Raw genomic sequence first — 16,508 nt, forward strand, 5'->3', positions numbered from 1 at the left:
CTATCGGCCTTGTCGGCCGTGCGACGAGGCTCTCACCGGGTCGTCGACACGGTTGCGGGAGGCCCTCGTTGTGATATTGTTAAGACAAAGATGGATGCATCATGGCGAGGCATCCCGGGAGGTGCGCACGAGATGACCAGCCCCACGCGAGCGCCGGAGGTCCTGGCCATCGGCCGTCTGGGCGTCGACGTCTATCCGCTCCAGATCGGGGTGGGGCTCGAGGACGTCACGTCGTTCGGAAAGTACCTCGGCGGCAGCGCGGCGAACGTCTCGGTGGCGGCAGCCCGCTACGGCCACGACGTCGCGCTCGTCTCGCGCGTGGGCGACGACCCGTTCGGCCGCTACCTGCTCGCCGAGCTCACGCGCCTGGGCGTCGACAACCGCTACGTCGCGACCGACCACACCTACAAGACGCCCGTCACGTTCTGCGAGATCTTCCCGCCCGACGACTTCCCGCTCTACTTCTACCGCGAGCCGAAGGCGCCGGATCTGGAGATCTCGGTCGACCAGCTCGACCCGGCCGCCGTGCGCGACGCCGGCATCCTGTGGTCGACCGTCACCGGCCTCAGCCAGGAGCCGAGCCGCGGCACCCAGTTCGCCGCGCTCGAGACCCGCGGCCGTGCGCGCCACACGATCCTCGACCTCGACTACCGCCCGATGTTCTGGGCGGCGCCGCAGGATGCCACGGCGCAGATCACCCGCGCGCTCGACCACGTCACGGTCGCGGTCGGCAACCGCGAGGAGTGCGAGGTCGCGGTCGGCGAGACCGAGCCCGAGCGCGCCGCGGATGCGCTCCTAGAGCGCGGCGTCGAGCTCGCGATCGTCAAGCAGGGGCCCCGCGGAGTGCTCGCCAAGACCGCCGACGAGCACATCGTCGTGCCGCCGCACTTCGTCGACGTCGTCAACGGACTCGGCGCCGGCGACGCGTTCGGGGGTGCGCTGTGCCACGGTCTCCTGCAAGGCTGGGGGCTGGAGCGGATCCTCCGGTTCGCGAACGTGGCCGGCGCCCTCGTGGCGACGCGCATCGAGTGCTCGACGGCGATGCCCTCCGAGGCCGAGGTCGACGAGATCCTGACGAAGGGAGCCTGACATGGGAGCCTCCCTGCTGCAGCCCGCCGACTTCGACCGGCTCCGCGACCTGCGCGCGTTCCGCCCGCAGGGCGTGCGCGAGGCGCTCCGCGACCGCGCCCGTCGCGACATCCTCCGGGGCGACGGGCGGCTGTTCATCGTCGCCGCCGACCACCCGGCGCGCGGCGCGCTCGCCGTCGGCGCGAACCCGACCGCGATGGCCGACCGCTACGACCTGCTCGACCGCCTCGCGATCGCGCTCAGCCGACCCGGCGTCGACGGCGTGCTGGGCACGCCCGACATCGTCGACGACCTCGCCGCCCTCGGCCTCCTCGACGACAAGGTCGTGGTCGGCTCGATGAACCGCGGCGGCCTGCGCGGCGCGGCGTTCGAGATGGACGACCGCTACACGGCCTACGACGTGGCCGGGATGGCGGCGTCCGGCATCGACTTCGCCAAGACCCTCGTGCGCGTCAACCTCGCCGACCCGGGCACGGCCGCGACGCTCGAGGCCACCGCCCACGCGGTCACCGCCGCCGCCGAGGCGGGGCTGCCGATCATGCTCGAGCCGTTCATGAGCACGTGGCAGAACGGCCGCATCGTCAACGACCTGTCGACGGATGCCGTGATCCTCTCGATCGCGATCGCCGCCGGCCTCGGCGCCGACAGCTCGTACACGTGGATGAAGCTGCCCGTCGTCGACGACATGGAGCGCGTCATGGCGGCGACCACCATGCCGACGCTGCTGCTCGGCGGCGACCCCGGCGTGCACCCCGACGAGACGTTCGCCGCGTGGGAGGGCGCGCTCGCCCTGCCCGGCGTCCGCGGTCTCACCGTCGGACGCACCCTCCTCTACCCGCCCGACGACGACGTCGCCGCCGCCGTCGACACCGCCGCCCGACTCGTCCACCGCGACCTGACCTGACGGCATCCCCGAACCCCTGATCGGAGTGAGAGCAATGAGCACCGACACCACCACCATGACCGCAGACGCACCCGCCGACGCCGACGTCCGCGTGATCCCGCACTGGATCGACGGCGCCGCGCGCGCGTCGCAGAGCGGCCGCACCGCGCCCGTCTACAACCCCGCGACCGGCCAGGTCTCGGGCCGCGTCGCGCTCGCCGACGAGGACGAGGTCGCCGCGGCGATCGAGTCCGCCCAGCGCGGCTACGAGCTGTGGAAGGACTACTCGATCGCCAAGCGCCAGGCGGTGCTGTTCGCGTTCCGCGAGCTGCTGAACGCGCGCAAGGGCGAGCTCGCCGAGATCGTCACCGCCGAGCACGGCAAGGTGCTCTCCGACGCCATGGGCGAGATCCTGCGCGGCCAGGAGGTCGTCGAGCTCGCGTGCGGGTTCCCGCACCTCATCAAGGGCGCCTACTCCGAGAACGTCTCGACCGGCATCGACGTCTACTCGCTCAAGCAGCCCCTGGGCGTCGTCGGCGTCATCAGCCCGTTCAACTTCCCGGTCATGGTGCCGATGTGGTTCTTCGCGATCGCGATCGCCGCCGGCAACGCGGTCGTGCTCAAGCCCAGCGAGAAGGATCCGTCCGCGGCGCTGTGGATCGCGCGGCTGTGGAAGGAGGCCGGGCTCCCCGACGGCGTGTTCACCGTGCTGCAGGGTGACAAGCTCGCCGTCGACGGGCTGCTGACGAGCCCGACCGTGCAGTCGATCTCGTTCGTCGGGTCGACCCCGATCGCGCAGTACATCTACGAGACGGCGTCCAAGCACGGCAAGCGCGTGCAGGCGCTCGGCGGCGCGAAGAACCACATGCTCGTGCTGCCCGACGCCGACCTCGACCTCGTCGCCGACCAGGCGATCAACGCCGGGTACGGCGCGGCGGGGGAGCGCTGCATGGCGATCTCGGTCGTGCTGGCGGTCGAGCCCGTCGCCGACCAGCTCATCGGCAAGATCACCGAGCGGATCGCGCGCCTGCGCATCGGCAACGGGGTCACCGATCCCGACATGGGCCCGCTCATCACGGGCGTGCACCGCGACAAGGTGCACTCGTACGTCGACATCGCCGAGGCCGACGGCGCCGAGATCGTCGTCGACGGCCGCGGCTTCACGGTCGAGGGCCACGAGGACGGCTTCTGGTTCGGCCCGACGCTGCTCGACAAGGTGCCCACGACGTCGCGCGCGTACCAGGAGGAGATCTTCGGCCCGGTGCTCTCGATCGTGCGGGTGAGCACCTTCGCCGAGGGCGTCGACCTCATCAACTCGGGCGCGTTCGGCAACGGCACGGCCATCTTCACCAACGACGGCGGTGCCGCGCGGCGCTTCCAGAACGAGATCCAGGTCGGCATGATCGGCATCAACGTGCCGATCCCCGTGCCGGTCGCGTACCACTCGTTCGGCGGCTGGAAGGCCTCGCTGTTCGGCGACGCCAAGGCGTACGGCGTGCACGGGTTCGACTTCTTCACGCGCGAGAAGGCGATCACGAGCCGCTGGCTCGACCCGGCCACGCACGGCGGCATCGACCTCGGGTTCCCGCAGAACGACTGAGCGCACGATCGCGTCCCGTCCCGGCGGTCCGCGCCTCGCTCGGCGACCGGCTCCATCGGTCGTCGCGAGCGTCGCGGGACGGGGCGCTGCGATCCGGAGGGACGAGAATGACCGACAACCGCTGGTTCCATCGCCGCGGCGCGCTCGCGCGCGACGGCTGGGAGAGCGTCGTCGACCACACGACGCCGGGCTGGGCGCACACCGGCATCCGCGTCGGCGTGCTCGCCGAGGGCGACGAGCTCGCCCTCGACGAGCCGGGCGTCGAGCGCATCGTCGTGCCGCTCGCGGGCTCGTTCACCGTGACGCGCACCGAGGCCGGCGAGACGGCCGAGACCGTCCTCGCCGGCCGGGCGTCGGTGTTCGACGGCCCCACCGACGTGCTGTACCTCTCCGCCGCGGCGACCGCGACGATCACGGGCACCGGCCGCGTCGCGGTGGCGACGTCGCCCACGAGCGACGTGCGCCCGACCCGGCACATCCCGGCCGCGGGCACGCCGGTCGAGCTGCGCGGCGCGGGCGCGTCGAGCCGTCAGGTGCACAACTTCGGCACGCCGCAGGCGCTCGACGCCGCGCGCCTCATCGTGTGCGAGGTGCTCACTCCGGCCGAGAACTGGTCGTCGTACCCGCCGCACAAGCACGACGAGCACGTGCCCGGCCACGAGTCGCGCCTCGAGGAGATCTACTACTTCGAGGCCGCGCCGGCGCGCACGGGCGGGAACGGGGATGCCGCACCATCCGCGTTCGGGATGTTCTCGACCTACTCGTCGCCCGCGGGCGACATCGACATCAACGCGATGGTGCGCACCGGCGATATCGCGCTCGTGCCGTACGGCTACCACGGCCCCGCCGTGGCCGCCCCCGGCTACGACCTGTACTACCTCAACGTCATGGCCGGACCCGACCCCGACCGGGTGTGGCTCATCAGCGACGACCCCGCGCACGCGTGGGTGCGCGACAGCTGGGCGGGGCAGGAGCTCGACTCCCGGCTGCCCTACACGCAGGAAGGAGTGCGCTGAGATGGCGCAGACCAAGCGGATGACGGTCAGCCAGGCGCTGGTCGAGTTCCTCGCCCACCAGTGGACCGTCGACGGCGACATCCGGGAGCGCACGATCCCCGGGATGTTCGGCATCTTCGGTCACGGAAACGTCGCCGGCATCGGCCAGGCGCTCAAGCAGTTCAACGCCGAGCAGCCCGACCTCATGCCGTACCACCAGGCGCGCAACGAGCAGGCGATGGTGCACCAGTCCGTCGGGTTCGCGCGCATGCACCGCCGCCGGGCCACGTTCGCGTCGGCCGCCTCGGTCGGCCCCGGCGCCACCAACATGCTGACGGGTGCCGCGCTCGCGACCACCAACCGGCTCCCGGCGCTGCTGCTGCCGAGCGACACGTTCGCCACGCGCGTCGCCGACCCGGTGCTGCAGCAGCTCGAGCAGCCGTGGGACATCGGGCTCACCGTCAACGACGCCTTCCGACCGCTCTCGAAGTTCTTCGACCGCGTGCAGCGGCCCGAGCAGCTGTACTCGATCGCGCTCGCCGCGATGCGCGTGCTCACCGATCCCGCCGAGACCGGCGCCGTGACGATCGCGCTCCCCGAGGACGTGCAGGCCGAGACGATCGACGTGCCGGTCGAGTTCCTGCAGGACCGCGAGTGGCACCTGCGCCGGCCGCTTCCCGAGCGCGGGCCGCTCGCGCGCGCGGTCGCCGCGATCCGCGGGGCGAAGCGGCCGCTCGTCGTCGCGGGCGGCGGCGTGCTGTACTCCTCGGCCGAGGACGAGCTGCGCGCGTTCGTCGAGGCCACCGGCATCCCGGTCGGCACGTCGCAGGCCGGCGGCGGCGTGCTCGCGTGGGACCACCCGCAGAACCTCGGCGGCATCGGCGCCACCGGCACGCTCGCCGCGAACCGGCTCGCCGCCGAGGCCGACGTCGTGATCGGCGTCGGCACGCGGTACAGCGACTTCACGACCGCCTCGCGCACGGCCTTCCAGAACCCGGATGTCGTGTTCGTCAACGTCAACGTCGCCGCGTTCGACGCCTACAAGCACGGCTCGCAGCTGCCCGTCATCGCCGACGCGCGCGAGACCCTCGTGGCCCTGTCGGCCGAGCTCGCCGGCCACCGCGTCGACGCGGCGTACGCCGAGCGCGTCGCGCGCGAGAAGGCCGAGTGGGATGCCGTCGTCGACGAGGCGTTCGCCCCGTCGGGGCTGGCGCTGCCCGGGCAGCCGGAGATCATCGGCGCGGTGCAGTCGGCGACGGCGCCCGAGGACGTCATCGTGCAGGCGGCCGGCTCGCTCCCGGGCGACCTGCACAAGCTGTGGCGCGTGCGCGATCCGCTCGGCTACCACGTGGAGTACGCGTACTCGTGCATGGGCTACGAGATCGCCGGCGGGCTGGGCGTCAAGCGCGGCGCGCTCGCGTCGGGAGAGGACCGCGACGTCGTCGTCATGGTGGGCGACGGCTCGTACCTCATGCTGAGCTCCGAGCTCGTCACGGCGGTGGCCGAGGGCATCAAGATCATCGTGGTCCTGCTGCAGAACCACGGCTACGCCTCGATCGGGCATCTGTCCGAGACGGTCGGGTCGGAGCGCTTCGGCACCTGGTACCGCGCGTACGACCCGCGGGCCCGCAACTTCCAGGGCGAGGACGTGCTGCCCGTCGACCTCGCGATGAACGCGCGCAGCTACGGGCTCGACGTCATCGAGATCGAGCCGGGCGCCGGTGCGATCGACGCGCTCAAGGCGGCGATCGCCGACGCGAAGGCATCCGATCGGTCGACGTTCATCCACCTCAACAGCGACCCGCTGATCTACGCGCCGGACGGCGCGGGCTGGTGGGACGTGCCGGTCGCGGAGGTCTCCACTCTGGATGCCACTCAGCAGGCCCGCGCCGAGTACGAGGAGCTGGTCGCCGCGCAGCGCCCGCTCCTCGGCTGAGCGTCGTGGCCGTTCGTCGGAGATCGGCCGTTCGTCGGACGCATGCCGCGGGTTTCGTCCGACCCGGTGCCGATCTCCGACGAAGCGCCGCGATCCCTTGCGGAACCGCGCCGCGCAAGGTCTAAAATGGACCTATTGTCTTATCAAATAAGCCCACGAACCGGCCGTGCGGACGCGGCGTCGAGAGGAAGTCATGGCAGACGCGAACCCGGGACTGCGCATCGGAACGGCCCCCGACTCATGGGGCGTGTGGTTCCCCGACGACCCGGGTCAGGTGCCGTGGCAGCGCTTCCTCGACGAGGTCGTCGCGGCCGGGTACACGTGGATCGAGCTGGGCCCGTACGGGTACCTCCCGACCGACCCGCACCAGCTCGAGGACGAGCTCGGCACCCGCGGGCTGAAGCTGTCGGCCGGCACGGTCTTCACCGGCTTCCACAAGGGCGACGACCAGTGGCAGCGCGCGTGGGACCAGGCGCTGAAGGTCGCCGGCCTCGCCTCGAAGCTCGGCGCCGAGCACCTCGTCGTCATCCCCGACCTGTGGCGCAGCGACGCCACGAGCGAGGTGCTCGAGGCGCGCACCCTCACCGACGAGCAGTGGGCGAAGCTCGCCGCTGGCCACGACCGGCTCGGCAAGGCGCTCCTCGAGGAGTTCGGCGTCAAGCAGCAGTTCCACTCGCACGCCGACAGCCACATCGGCACCACGCGCGAGGTCAACCGCTTCCTCGACGAGACCGACCCGCGCTACACCAACCTGTGCCTCGACACCGGCCACTTCGCCTACTACGGCGGCGACAACGTGAAGCTCATCGAGGAGCGTCCGTCGCGCATCGGCTACCTGCACCTCAAGCAGGTCGACCCGTCGCTGCTGTTCGACGTGCTGAAGAACGACGTGCCCTTCGCGGATGCCGTCACCCAGGGCATCATGATCGAGCCGCCCCACGGCGTGCCCGATCTCGGCCCGGTCATCGAGGCGGTCGCCGCGATCGACCCCGACGTCTTCGCGATCGTCGAGCAGGACATGTACGGCTGCGAGGTCGACCGGCCGTTCCCGATCGCCACGCGCACGCGCGAGCACATCTTCGGCTGCACGCACCTCGCCCGGCTGCGGTGACGACCGGGCACCCGACGGCATCCACATCTCGAACAGGGGAACACCATGACTGAAGACCTCCGCGTCGGCATCGTCGGCGCCGGCCGCATGGGCGCCGACCACGTGCAGCGCATCACGAACCGCGTCTCGGGCGCCGTCGTCTCGGCGATCGTCGAGCCCGACGCGGGCCGTGCCGCCGCCGCGGCCGCCGACGCGCCCGGCGCGCAGGCGTTCACGCGCATCGAGGACGCCATCGCCGCCGACGCGGTGGATGCCGTGCTCATCGCGACCCCCGGGCAGTTCCACGCGCCGGTGCTCGTGCCCGCGCTCGAGGCGCGCCTGCCGATCCTGTGCGAGAAGCCGCTGACCGACACGTCCGCATCGTCATGGCAGATCGTGCAGCGCGAGATGCAGCTCGACCGCCCGCACATCCAGGTGGGCTTCATGCGCCGCTTCGACGCCGGATACGAGGCGCTCCGCGGCCTGATCGCCTCGGGCGAGTCGGGCGCGCTGATGATGCTGCACTGCGCGCACCGCAACCCGTCGGTGCCCGACTCGTACACGCAGGACATGCTCATCTACGACTCGGTCGTGCACGAGTTCGACGTCGTGCCGTGGCTCGGCGGCGCGCGGGTCACCTCGGTCGAGGTCAAGTACGGCCGCCGCAACTCGCTGTCGCCGGCGCACCTGCGCGAGCCCATCCTCGTGCTCATGGAGCTGGAGAATGGCGTGCTCGTCGACGTCGAGATGAACGTGAGCGCACAGTTCGGCTACCAAGTCGCCACCGAGGCCGTGTTCGAGAAGGGCATCGCGCGCATCGGCGAGCCGTCGGGCCTGCAGTCGTGGCGCGACGGCCGGTTCGCGGTCGACGAGCACGTGTCGTTCACGACGCGCTTCGCCGCCGCCTACGACACGCAGATCCAGCGGTGGGTGAACGCCGTGCGCGACGGGCGCCTCGTCGACGGGCCGAACGCGTGGGACGGCTACCTCGCCGCCCTGTGCTGCGAGGCGGGCCTGGAGGCGCTCCACCACGGCGGCGTCGTCCCCGTCGAGGCCCCCGACCGCCCTGCGTTCTACGCCTGAGCCGCCCGACCCGCCGACAAGGAGACTGCCCGATGGTGCGCATCGCCCTCGACCCGACCCCCTACCACCACGACTTCGGCCTGCTCGAGTTCCCCGAGGTCGCCGCGCGGCTGGGCTACGAGCACCTGCAGCTCACGCCGCACGCGGACTTCTCGCCGTTCTTCCGGTACCCGAAGGCCGATCGCGCCCTCGTGGCGAAGCTCAAGAAGGCGGCGCGGGATGCCGGGGTCTCGATCCCCGCGGTCCTCCCCGTGCAGCGCATCTCGTGGCCCGACGAGCCGCAGCGCGAGGCCGCGGTGCGCAACTACCGGCGCATCGTCGAGCTCGCGGTGGAGCTGGAGGTGCCGGTGATCAACACCGAGTTCTCCGGCCGTCCGGAGCGGTCCGAGGACTCGGAGGCCGCGTTCTACCGGTCGATGGAGGAGCTCCTCCCGCTCGTCGAGGCCGAGGGGCTGCGGCTGAACGTCGACCCGCACCCCGACGACTTCGTCGAGGACGGCCTGGAGGCGTGGCGCGTGCTGCGCGGCCTCGACTCGGATGCCGTGGGCTTCGTGTACGTGGCATCCCACACCTTCCACTACGGCGACCGCGCGACGACGCTCCTGCCGGAGATCGGCGACCGCCTCGGCGCCGTCTACACGGCCGACTCGTTCGACCACCGTCGCTCGCACGGCCTGCGCTACATCTCCAACCCGCCCGGTAACCCGTCGCGCGTGCACCAGCACCTGCGCATCGGCGACGGCGACGTCGACTGGGACGAGCTGTTCACGACGCTGCGGCAGGTCGGCTACCTCGACCGCGAGGACGCGCTGATCGTCTCGAACGTGTTCGCCGAGGACGAGGCCGCCGACGAGGTCTCGCGCTTCCAGCTCGCGCGCCTGCGCGAGCTCATCGGCTGAGACCGCGCGCTACGCGAGGTGATCCGCGCCGGGATCGGGGATGAGGAAGGCTCCCTCGGGCAGCGCTTCGGCCAGCCCACGGTCGAATGTGGCGAGACGCCCCCCGTGGGCGACGGCCAGTGCGACGAGGTAGCTGTCTGTGACCTGCTGATGGCCGACCACGTGGGTCAGGTCGACGTCGGCATAGGAGAGGTCGTCCGCCCAGAAATCGAGCCTCGGGTCGTCGTGCAGCGCGCGCAACAGGGGCTGGACCGTCGCGACCGCGACTCCCACGCGCACCAGGTATCGCACGAGCGCGCCTTCCACGACCGGGCAGAGGGCGGCATGTGTCACGCTCGCGAACCACATGCTCGCACGATCGAAGTGGACGTGATCGGCGATGGTCAGCGCGATCAGCGCATTGGCGTCGAGCAGGTAGCGGGTCACTCGTCGTCCAGAGCGCGCGCGACGTCCTCGGCCGTCACGGGCTGACCGATCGCGATGACGGGGAGTCCCGACCGGGGGTCCCTGGAGTACTCGATCGCGATGTCGAGCTGTGCCAGTCCGTGCAGGGTGAGATCGGCGATGACGCGGGACATGGACTGATGGCGCGAAGCCGCCAGCGCACGCACGCGTTCGTGCGCGGCGGGCGGCAGATCCACGGTGGTTCGCATGCGCTCAGGTTAGCATCATGAATGATGCAGACGTGATGCGGCCTGTCGTGGACAGTGGAGGCCTCAGCGGTCGACGAAGCCGTGGATGCGGTAGTTGACCGGGTGGTAGGTGTTGCGCGAGTAGTTGAACATCTCGCCGGCCACGAACGCGCGCCGGTGCTCGCGGAGCACCGGGGTGCCCACCGGCACGCGCATGAACTGGTCGAGGGTCTCGTCGACGAGGATCGCCTCCAGCTCGTACTCGATGCGCTCGCTCGTCCAGCCGTGCGCGGTGAGCTTCACGTCGAGGCTCGCGTCGATCAGCTCGTCGCCCCCGAACGACACCGCCTCGGCGATCACATAGTTCTCCAGGCGCGCGACGGGCACGTCGCTCGCGGAGCGGTCGCGCACCATCCACACGAGCGGCGTGCCGATGCGGAAGCCGGTCAGCTGGGCGATGCCCGCGTCGGCGGTGACGTGCTCGAAGACCTCGACCGTCGACTTCGGCTGGCGGTGGCTGGCGGTGATGAGCTCGAAGATCGTGTGCGACGTGGCCGGGTGGTAGTCGATGGCCGCGGCGCCCTCGATGCGGGTGCCGCGGCGGCGCGTGCGCGAGACGGCGCCGCGCTCCTCGAGCTCGCCCATGGCCCGGCGGAGCGTCGTGCGGGCGACGCCGAAGCCGTCGCAGAGGTCGCGCTCGGGGGGGAGGTAGAGGCCTTCGGTGAGCAGCCCGCGGCGGATGGCGGTCTCGATCTGGGCGATGACCTGCGCGTAGCGCGGAGCGCGGCTGGTCGGGGTGATCGGCGTGAACACCTCGTCGAAGGCCACCATCGTGCGTTCCCCGGTCATCGCGCCCCCCTCATCCGACCAGTGTAGGAAAGAGGCCTCGCTCGCCGCGGACGTCGGCCCGCGACGGGACGCGGACGGCGAGGCCCGCACCGGGATGCTGCCCGGTGCGGCCTCGCCGCGCGGCGTCAGCGTGCGCTGCGCCAGAGGTCCTGCCAGGTGACCGTGTTGGTGTAGTCGTCCTGCAGGTACTCGGTGTTGAACGGCTGGAACTCACCGTCGTCCTTCATCGCGAAGACGCCGTGCGGATCGCTCGGCGGTGCCACGAGGCTCGAGAACGACGACTTGCCGTCCGGCATGATGAACTCCATGCCCTCCTGCGAGGTGGCGAAGTGGATGTAGAGCTTCGCCGCGTTGGGGCTCTTCGTCTTCGTCGCGTACGCGAGCGTCTGCGGCGTGGAGGCGCCGGCGAACGGCACGAGTCCCGCGCAGGGCGCGTTCGAGTAGCCCTTCTCGGCGTTGTTGCGGTACTTCGCGGCCCACATCAGCCCGAACGGCGGCTTCTGCTGGCCGGGCGCGCCGACGGCATCCGAGACCTCTTCGTCGTTCTTGAAGATGGCCGGTGAGTTCTTCGCCAGGCGCGAGACCCACTCGTGCACGGCGGTGGGCTGGTCGGTCTCGAGCTTCTCGCCGTAGTGCTCCTCGTACGCCGCGGCGAACTCGTCGGCATGGTCGCGCGCGGCCTGGTTCCAGGCCGTCGTGAAGACGGTGCGGCTCTCGGGGTCGGGGATGGCCACGTTGCCCTTCCAGTCGGCGTCGGTGAGCTCCCAGATGTTCTCCACCGGGCACGTGTCGCCGTACACCTCGGAGTTGTAGGTCCAGATCATCTGGTTGTCGCTGGAGAGGAGGGGGTACGTCGCCACCTCGGGCAGCGTGTCGTACATGTCGCCGGGCACCCAGTTGGTGAGGATGCCGTCCTGCAGCAGCTCCGCGTACACGCCGGGCACCTCGGAGGTGGCCACGACGTCGCCGATGACGTTGTTCGCGGCGCTCTCCTTCGACACCTTGTCGAGGACGTTCGTCTCGATCTTCACGCCGGTCGCCGGGATGCCGTACTTGGCGGTGAAGGCCTCGGCGATGGACACGACCTTGCCCGTCTCGTCGTAGACGGTGATGGGGCCCTCCTTCTGGGCGGCGGCGACGAGCGCGTCGAGGTCGAAGCCGTCGGCGGTCTCGTCGGGTGCGAGCTCGGGGCGTTCGATCGCGTCGAGCTGGGCGTCGCCGCTCGCGGCGGGAGGGGCGCACGCGGCGAGTCCCACCGCCACGAGGGCGAGCGTGGAGACGGCGACGGTGCGACGGAACGAGCCGGCGGTGGCTCGCGTGTCGGGTCGGATGGACATCGGATGGTTCCTTTCGATCGGGTTCATTGGGTGACGGTGGCCAGGGACGGCACCGGGCGCAGGCTCTGCTCGCGCATGATGACGTCGATGAGGGGGAAGTCGGCGTCGCGGACGGCTCCGAAGTAGTGCCGGTGGAGATGGTCGGACCGCTCCTGCAGCTGTTCGCCGCCGCCGTACGTGCGGTACTGCCCGCCGGCGACGCGCAGGATGAAGGCGGGCGCGGCGACGTCCCACGGGTTGGCCTCGAACGCGAACGTGGCGTCGGCCCAGCCGGCGGCCACGTGGCACAGCGAGATCGCGCTGCTGCCGAAGTCGCGTACGGCCGCGTAGTCGAGCTCGAGCTCGGCGTACGCCTCGAGGGCGCGCTCCTTGAAGTGCACGAGGTCGCGGGGGAGCGGGAACGAGGCCAGGATGGTCGCACGCTGCGGCCGCGTCTGCCCGCGCGCGGTGAGCGCCGCGCCGTTGAGGAACGCGCCGCGCGCGTCGGCCTGGAACACGTGGTCGGCGACCGGGTCGTAGACGACGCCGGCAACGACCTCGCCGTCCACGGCCGCCGCCACGCACACGCCCCACAGGGCGATGCCGCGCGCGAAGTTCGACGTGCCGTCGATCGGGTCGATGTACCAGGTGACCTCGCCGTCGCCGGTCACGCCGCCCTCCTCGCCCACGATCACCGATCCGGGCGCCTCGCGCTCGATGATCTCGCGGACGCGCTCCTCGCTGCGCCGGTCGTACTCGGTCACGAGGTCGTGGAAGTCGGCCTTCTCGTCGGCCGCGAGACCCTCGGTGCGGAAGCCGGCGAGGGCGACGGCTCCGCCGCCGAGGGCGGCGCGCCGCGCGATCTCCGACAGGGCGATGCTCTGCGCGGCGTTCATGCCGTCACCTCGACACGGTCGCCGGCGCGGTCGAAGACGTGCAGCGCGGTCCTGGGTGCCTGCAGCACGACGTCGTCGCCGGGGCGGACGACGCCGGGCTGCGACGACGTCGTGTAGACGTGGCGTCCCTCGACCACGACGTCCGTGGTCCAGCTGCCGCCGGTCGGCATGATCGAGGCGATCGTGCCGCGCAGCTCCACGCCGTCCCTGGGCGGGGCGTCCGCCGCCTCGACGCGCAGCGCCTCGGGCCGGATGCCGAGCGACCCGAGCTCGGTGCCGGCGGGCACCGCGCCCTGCACGAACGCGAGGGTCTGGGCCGCGTCGGGAGCGACCGGCGTGTACTCGAAGAAGTTGATCGGGGGCACGCCCAGGAAGCCCGCGACGAACCGGTTGGCCGGCCGGTCGTAGATGTCCAGGGGCGTCCCCACCTGCTGCAGGTCGCCGTGCAGCATGACCGCGACGCGCGTGGCGAGCGTCATCGCCTCCCACTGGTCGTGGGTCACGAAGACGATCGTGGAGCGCGACTCCTGGTGGATGCGCTTGAGCTCGGCACGCATCTCGAGGCGCAGCCGCGAGTCGAGGTTCGACAGCGGCTCGTCCAACAGCATCGTGTCGGGCCGCACCGCGAGCATGCGTGCGAGCGCGACGCGCTGCTGCTGGCCGCCGGACAGCTGGGCCGGGTAGCGGTCGCGATACTCGGCGATGCCGAGCGAGCCCATCACCTCCGCGGCGCGCCGGTTGCGCGTCGCCTTGTCGAGCTTGCGCAGCTTGAGGCCGTACTCGACGTTGTCGGCGACCGTGAGATGCGGCCACAGTGCGTAGCTCTGGAAGACGAGGCCGAGGCTGCGGCGCTCGGCGGGCACGTAGCGCCGCGCGGCGGGCTCGTCGACGACGCGGTCGCCGATCGAGATCGCGCCGGAGGTGACGTTCTCCAGCCCCGCGATCATGCGGATGGTGGTCGTCTTGCCGCAGCCCGAGGGGCCGAGCAGGCACATGAAGTCGCCGTCGTCGATCTGCAGGTCGAGCCCGCCGACGGCGGGGACCTCGGTCCCGTAGTTCTTGACGACCCGGTCGAGGGTGATCGTGGGCATGGGGTTACGCTCCTAGTCCGCGGGCGAGGTCGGTCTTCATGAGTTTCTGGACGGTGTAGGTGCCGAGGAAGGCGACGGCCGAGACGACCAGGACGACGCCGTTGCCGGCCTGCGTGTAGCCGACGTCGAGCAGCCGGATCGACAGCGTGGTGAGCACGTCGAGGCCCGGCACGGCGAGCACCACGACGAGGCTCAGGCTCTTGATGCCGGAGATGAACGACATGAGCATGCCGGTCGCGACGGCGCTCTTCTGCACGGGCAGCACGATCGTGCGGAAGCGGTGGAACCACCGAGCGCCGGCGATGCGCGCCGCCTCCTCTGGCTCGGGGCCGAGCTGCATCATCGCCGAGATGCCGGCCCGCGAGGCGAACGGCATCTGCTCGGTGAAGTAGATGAGCACCAGCAGCGCCGCCGTGCCCTAGAGGGCCGGGATCGGGCCGCGCTGCACCGCGAAGAGCGAGAGGTAGGCGGCGGCGAACGCGATGCCCGGCACGAGGTAGGGGAAGAACAGCATCTGCCGGAGCGTGCCGGAGAGGGCGCGCGACGACGAGCGCACGATCACGTAGCCGGCGATCAGGCCCACGAAGCCCGCGAGGATCGAGGCGAGCCCGACGATCCAGAAGCTGTTCCACGCGGCCTGCCAGACGTCGGCGTTGAGCAGGATGCCGTTGGGGAAGCCGATGGTCTGCAGCCCCGTTCCGACCCAGTACTCGAGCGTGAAGTTGTCGGGCGTGAACCGTCCCGGAACGCGCATCACGGTGGAGAGCGTGAGCACCGTGAGCGGCACCGCGACGCTGAGCGTGAAGAGCACCGCGCACGCGGCCGTGGCGAGACCTCGCGTGCGGCCGAGCTGCGACACGGCGCCCGACGAGCCGCTCTTGCCCGAGATCGTGACGAACCGCTTCGCCTCGCGGAGGAAGTGGATGTCCACCCAGAGCGAGATCGCGCCGATGAGCACGATCGCGCCCACGATGACGGATGCCGTGCCGGGCTGGTTGCTGTAGATGCTGCGGTAGAGGCTGGTGGCGAGCACGTTCATGTTGGCGGGGAGGCCCAGCACGTAGGCGACGCCGAACTCGCCGAGCACCTTCGCGAGGATCAGCGTGATCGCCGAGATGAGCGACGGCCGCAGGATCGGCACGACGATCGTCGCGGCCGTCCGCAGGCGCGAGGCGCCGAGGATGCGCGACGACTCCTCGAGCGTCGAGTCGAAGCGCTTGAGGGCGTTGCCGACCAGGAGGATCACGAACGGCGTGAAGTGGATCGCGAAGATCAGGATGATGGGCAGATGCCCGTACGACAGCCATGCGGGCACCGTGATGCCGATCGCCTCGAGCCATCCGGCCTGTCCGCCGGTCGAGCGGCTCTTGAACATCGTCAGCCACGCGAGGGCGAACGTCCACGCGGGCAGCATGTACGGCACGATGAGCGCGGTGGCGAACCACTTCCGGCCCCACATGTCGGTGCGCACGAGCAGCCACGCCGCACCGAACCCGATCACGAGGGCGAGCACGACGCTGCCCACCGCGATCACGAGCGTGTTCACCAGCGGCCCCCAGAAGATCGCGTGCGCCTGGGGCGAGACGAGCACGCGCCACAGGTAGTACGACGTGAGGGAGCCCTCGGGCTGCTGGGTGATCCCGGTGTCCTGCCGGCTGACGGTGACGCCGTCCGTCAGCAACGAGACCACGGGGGCGACGATCAGGTACGCGAACAGGATCAGGGCGAGGATGCCGATCGCGTTCGTCGGATCGCTCCAGGCGGTGCGGAGCCGGTAGCCGAGCGGCCCGGCGGGCACCCGGTGCCGGCGGCGCCGGCGCGAGCGGCCCTTGGGAGGCTCGGGGATGATGATGCTGGTCGTCAAGACATCCTCGTCTCTCGGTTAGATACCTAAATAGATACCAATCATCGTGAGGCGCGTCGACGTATTTGTCAAGACATTCTTCGGGATGGTCATTCCGGTCTCCCGCCGACGGACGGGCAGGCCGCTTTCCGGGATCTGGTAGCCGGCGAGCCAGGGCATGGTCTGCTTGTGTATATGTCATGACATTTGGTATTATCCAGCAGGGCTGACGAATGTGCGTCATGGTCAGCGCCTTCCCTCACACGCACGACAAAGGAGTCCGAATGTCACACGGCGCATCAGCCA

The 16,508-nt window shown here is 70.7% G+C and carries 16 protein-coding genes; 8 read left to right on the forward strand and 8 right to left on the reverse strand.

Going from position 1 to position 16,508, the window contains the following annotated elements:
• The first annotated feature begins 132 nt into the window (after positions 1-132).
• The 8 genes from iolC to WML84_RS02315 all read left to right on the forward strand — a co-directional run bounded on the left by iolC (position 133) and on the right by WML84_RS02315 (position 9,575).
• The gene (gene iolC / locus WML84_RS02280) at positions 133-1,089 is read left to right on the forward strand and encodes a 5-dehydro-2-deoxygluconokinase (protein ID WP_347344541.1); all 957 of its coding nucleotides are present in this window, start codon (positions 133-135) and stop codon (positions 1,087-1,089) included.
• Position 1,090: 1 nt separating this feature from the next.
• Positions 1,091-1,993 carry a deoxyribose-phosphate aldolase gene (locus tag WML84_RS02285; RefSeq protein WP_347344542.1) on the forward strand — a complete coding sequence of 301 codons (903 nt, stop codon included), beginning with the start codon at positions 1,091-1,093 and terminating at the stop codon, positions 1,991-1,993.
• Positions 1,994-2,027: 34 nt separating this feature from the next.
• Positions 2,028-3,572, forward strand: a complete 1,545-nt coding sequence (locus WML84_RS02290; RefSeq protein WP_347344543.1) for a CoA-acylating methylmalonate-semialdehyde dehydrogenase — start codon at positions 2,028-2,030, stop codon at positions 3,570-3,572.
• 107 nt (positions 3,573-3,679) lie between these two features.
• The gene (gene iolB / locus WML84_RS02295; protein ID WP_347344544.1) at positions 3,680-4,588 is read left to right on the forward strand and encodes a 5-deoxy-glucuronate isomerase; all 909 of its coding nucleotides are present in this window, start codon (positions 3,680-3,682) and stop codon (positions 4,586-4,588) included.
• 1 nt (position 4,589) lies between these two features.
• On the forward strand, positions 4,590-6,503 hold the full coding sequence (iolD, locus tag WML84_RS02300; protein WP_347344545.1) for a 3D-(3,5/4)-trihydroxycyclohexane-1,2-dione acylhydrolase (decyclizing): 1,914 nt from the start codon (positions 4,590-4,592) through the stop codon (positions 6,501-6,503).
• Positions 6,504-6,696: 193 nt separating this feature from the next.
• Positions 6,697-7,614 carry a sugar phosphate isomerase/epimerase gene (locus WML84_RS02305; RefSeq protein ID WP_347344546.1) on the forward strand — a complete coding sequence of 306 codons (918 nt, stop codon included), beginning with the start codon at positions 6,697-6,699 and terminating at the stop codon, positions 7,612-7,614.
• Between the two features lie 45 nt (positions 7,615-7,659).
• Positions 7,660-8,676, forward strand: a complete 1,017-nt coding sequence (locus tag WML84_RS02310; protein WP_347344547.1) for a Gfo/Idh/MocA family oxidoreductase — start codon at positions 7,660-7,662, stop codon at positions 8,674-8,676.
• Between the two features lie 32 nt (positions 8,677-8,708).
• Positions 8,709-9,575, forward strand: coding sequence for a sugar phosphate isomerase/epimerase (locus tag WML84_RS02315; protein ID WP_347344548.1), 867 nt, complete (start codon positions 8,709-8,711; stop codon positions 9,573-9,575).
• A gap of 9 nt (positions 9,576-9,584) precedes the next feature.
• Here the strand turns inward: WML84_RS02315 and WML84_RS02320 are convergent, their stop codons facing one another.
• The 8 genes from WML84_RS02320 to WML84_RS02355 all read right to left on the reverse strand — a co-directional run bounded on the left by WML84_RS02320 (position 9,585) and on the right by WML84_RS02355 (position 16,223).
• Complete coding sequence (locus WML84_RS02320) at positions 9,585-10,001, reverse strand: TA system VapC family ribonuclease toxin (RefSeq protein ID WP_347344549.1); 417 nt, start codon at positions 9,999-10,001, stop codon at positions 9,585-9,587.
• Positions 9,998-10,228, reverse strand: coding sequence for a hypothetical protein (locus tag WML84_RS02325; RefSeq protein WP_347344550.1), 231 nt, complete (start codon positions 10,226-10,228; stop codon positions 9,998-10,000). Before WML84_RS02325 ends, WML84_RS02320 begins: the two co-directional genes overlap by 4 nt.
• Positions 10,229-10,291: 63 nt before the next feature.
• Complete coding sequence (locus WML84_RS02330; RefSeq protein WP_347344551.1) at positions 10,292-11,056, reverse strand: GntR family transcriptional regulator; 765 nt, start codon at positions 11,054-11,056, stop codon at positions 10,292-10,294.
• Between the two features lie 125 nt (positions 11,057-11,181).
• A complete protein-coding gene (locus WML84_RS02335) occupies positions 11,182-12,393 on the reverse strand; it encodes an ABC transporter substrate-binding protein (RefSeq protein ID WP_347344552.1) in 1,212 nt (403 codons plus the stop codon).
• Between the two features lie 23 nt (positions 12,394-12,416).
• Positions 12,417-13,268, reverse strand: coding sequence for an inositol monophosphatase family protein (locus tag WML84_RS02340; protein WP_347344553.1), 852 nt, complete (start codon positions 13,266-13,268; stop codon positions 12,417-12,419).
• Positions 13,265-14,359 carry an ABC transporter ATP-binding protein gene (locus WML84_RS02345; RefSeq protein ID WP_347344554.1) on the reverse strand — a complete coding sequence of 365 codons (1,095 nt, stop codon included), beginning with the start codon at positions 14,357-14,359 and terminating at the stop codon, positions 13,265-13,267. The genes WML84_RS02340 and WML84_RS02345 overlap by 4 nt, the downstream gene beginning before the upstream one ends.
• A 4-nt stretch (positions 14,360-14,363) precedes the next feature.
• Positions 14,364-14,759 (reverse strand): ABC transporter permease subunit, encoded by a 396-nt coding sequence (locus WML84_RS02350; RefSeq protein WP_347344555.1) that lies wholly within the window; start codon positions 14,757-14,759, stop codon positions 14,364-14,366.
• An 18-nt stretch (positions 14,760-14,777) separates the two neighbouring features.
• Positions 14,778-16,223: an ABC transporter permease subunit gene (locus WML84_RS02355; protein WP_347344556.1), complete on the reverse strand. Its 1,446-nt coding sequence runs from the start codon at positions 16,221-16,223 to the stop codon at positions 14,778-14,780.
• Between the last annotated feature and the right edge of the window lie 285 nt (positions 16,224-16,508).

It is taken from the genome of Microbacterium sp. (assembly GCF_039812165.1).
In the GTDB taxonomy this organism is placed as follows: domain Bacteria; phylum Actinomycetota; class Actinomycetes; order Actinomycetales; family Microbacteriaceae; genus Microbacterium.

Bases quoted from the DNA above. Each gene is read 5' to 3' on its own strand.
- iolC (WP_347344541.1), top strand. From the start codon at position 133: ATGACCAGCCCCACGCGAGCGCCGGAGGTCCTGGCCATCGGCCGTCTG.
- WML84_RS02285 (WP_347344542.1), top strand. From the start codon at position 1,091: ATGGGAGCCTCCCTGCTGCAGCCCGCCGACTTCGACCGGCTCCGCGAC.
- WML84_RS02290 (WP_347344543.1), top strand. From the start codon at position 2,028: ATGAGCACCGACACCACCACCATGACCGCAGACGCACCCGCCGACGCC.
- iolB (WP_347344544.1), top strand. From the start codon at position 3,680: ATGACCGACAACCGCTGGTTCCATCGCCGCGGCGCGCTCGCGCGCGAC.
- iolD (WP_347344545.1), top strand. From the start codon at position 4,590: ATGGCGCAGACCAAGCGGATGACGGTCAGCCAGGCGCTGGTCGAGTTC.
- WML84_RS02305 (WP_347344546.1), top strand. From the start codon at position 6,697: ATGGCAGACGCGAACCCGGGACTGCGCATCGGAACGGCCCCCGACTCA.
- WML84_RS02310 (WP_347344547.1), top strand. From the start codon at position 7,660: ATGACTGAAGACCTCCGCGTCGGCATCGTCGGCGCCGGCCGCATGGGC.
- WML84_RS02315 (WP_347344548.1), top strand. From the start codon at position 8,709: ATGGTGCGCATCGCCCTCGACCCGACCCCCTACCACCACGACTTCGGC.
- WML84_RS02325 (WP_347344550.1), bottom strand. From the start codon at position 10,228: ATGCGAACCACCGTGGATCTGCCGCCCGCCGCGCACGAACGCGTGCGT.
- WML84_RS02330 (WP_347344551.1), bottom strand. From the start codon at position 11,056: ATGACCGGGGAACGCACGATGGTGGCCTTCGACGAGGTGTTCACGCCG.
- WML84_RS02335 (WP_347344552.1), bottom strand. From the start codon at position 12,393: ATGTCCATCCGACCCGACACGCGAGCCACCGCCGGCTCGTTCCGTCGC.
- WML84_RS02340 (WP_347344553.1), bottom strand. From the start codon at position 13,268: ATGAACGCCGCGCAGAGCATCGCCCTGTCGGAGATCGCGCGGCGCGCC.
- WML84_RS02345 (WP_347344554.1), bottom strand. From the start codon at position 14,359: ATGCCCACGATCACCCTCGACCGGGTCGTCAAGAACTACGGGACCGAG.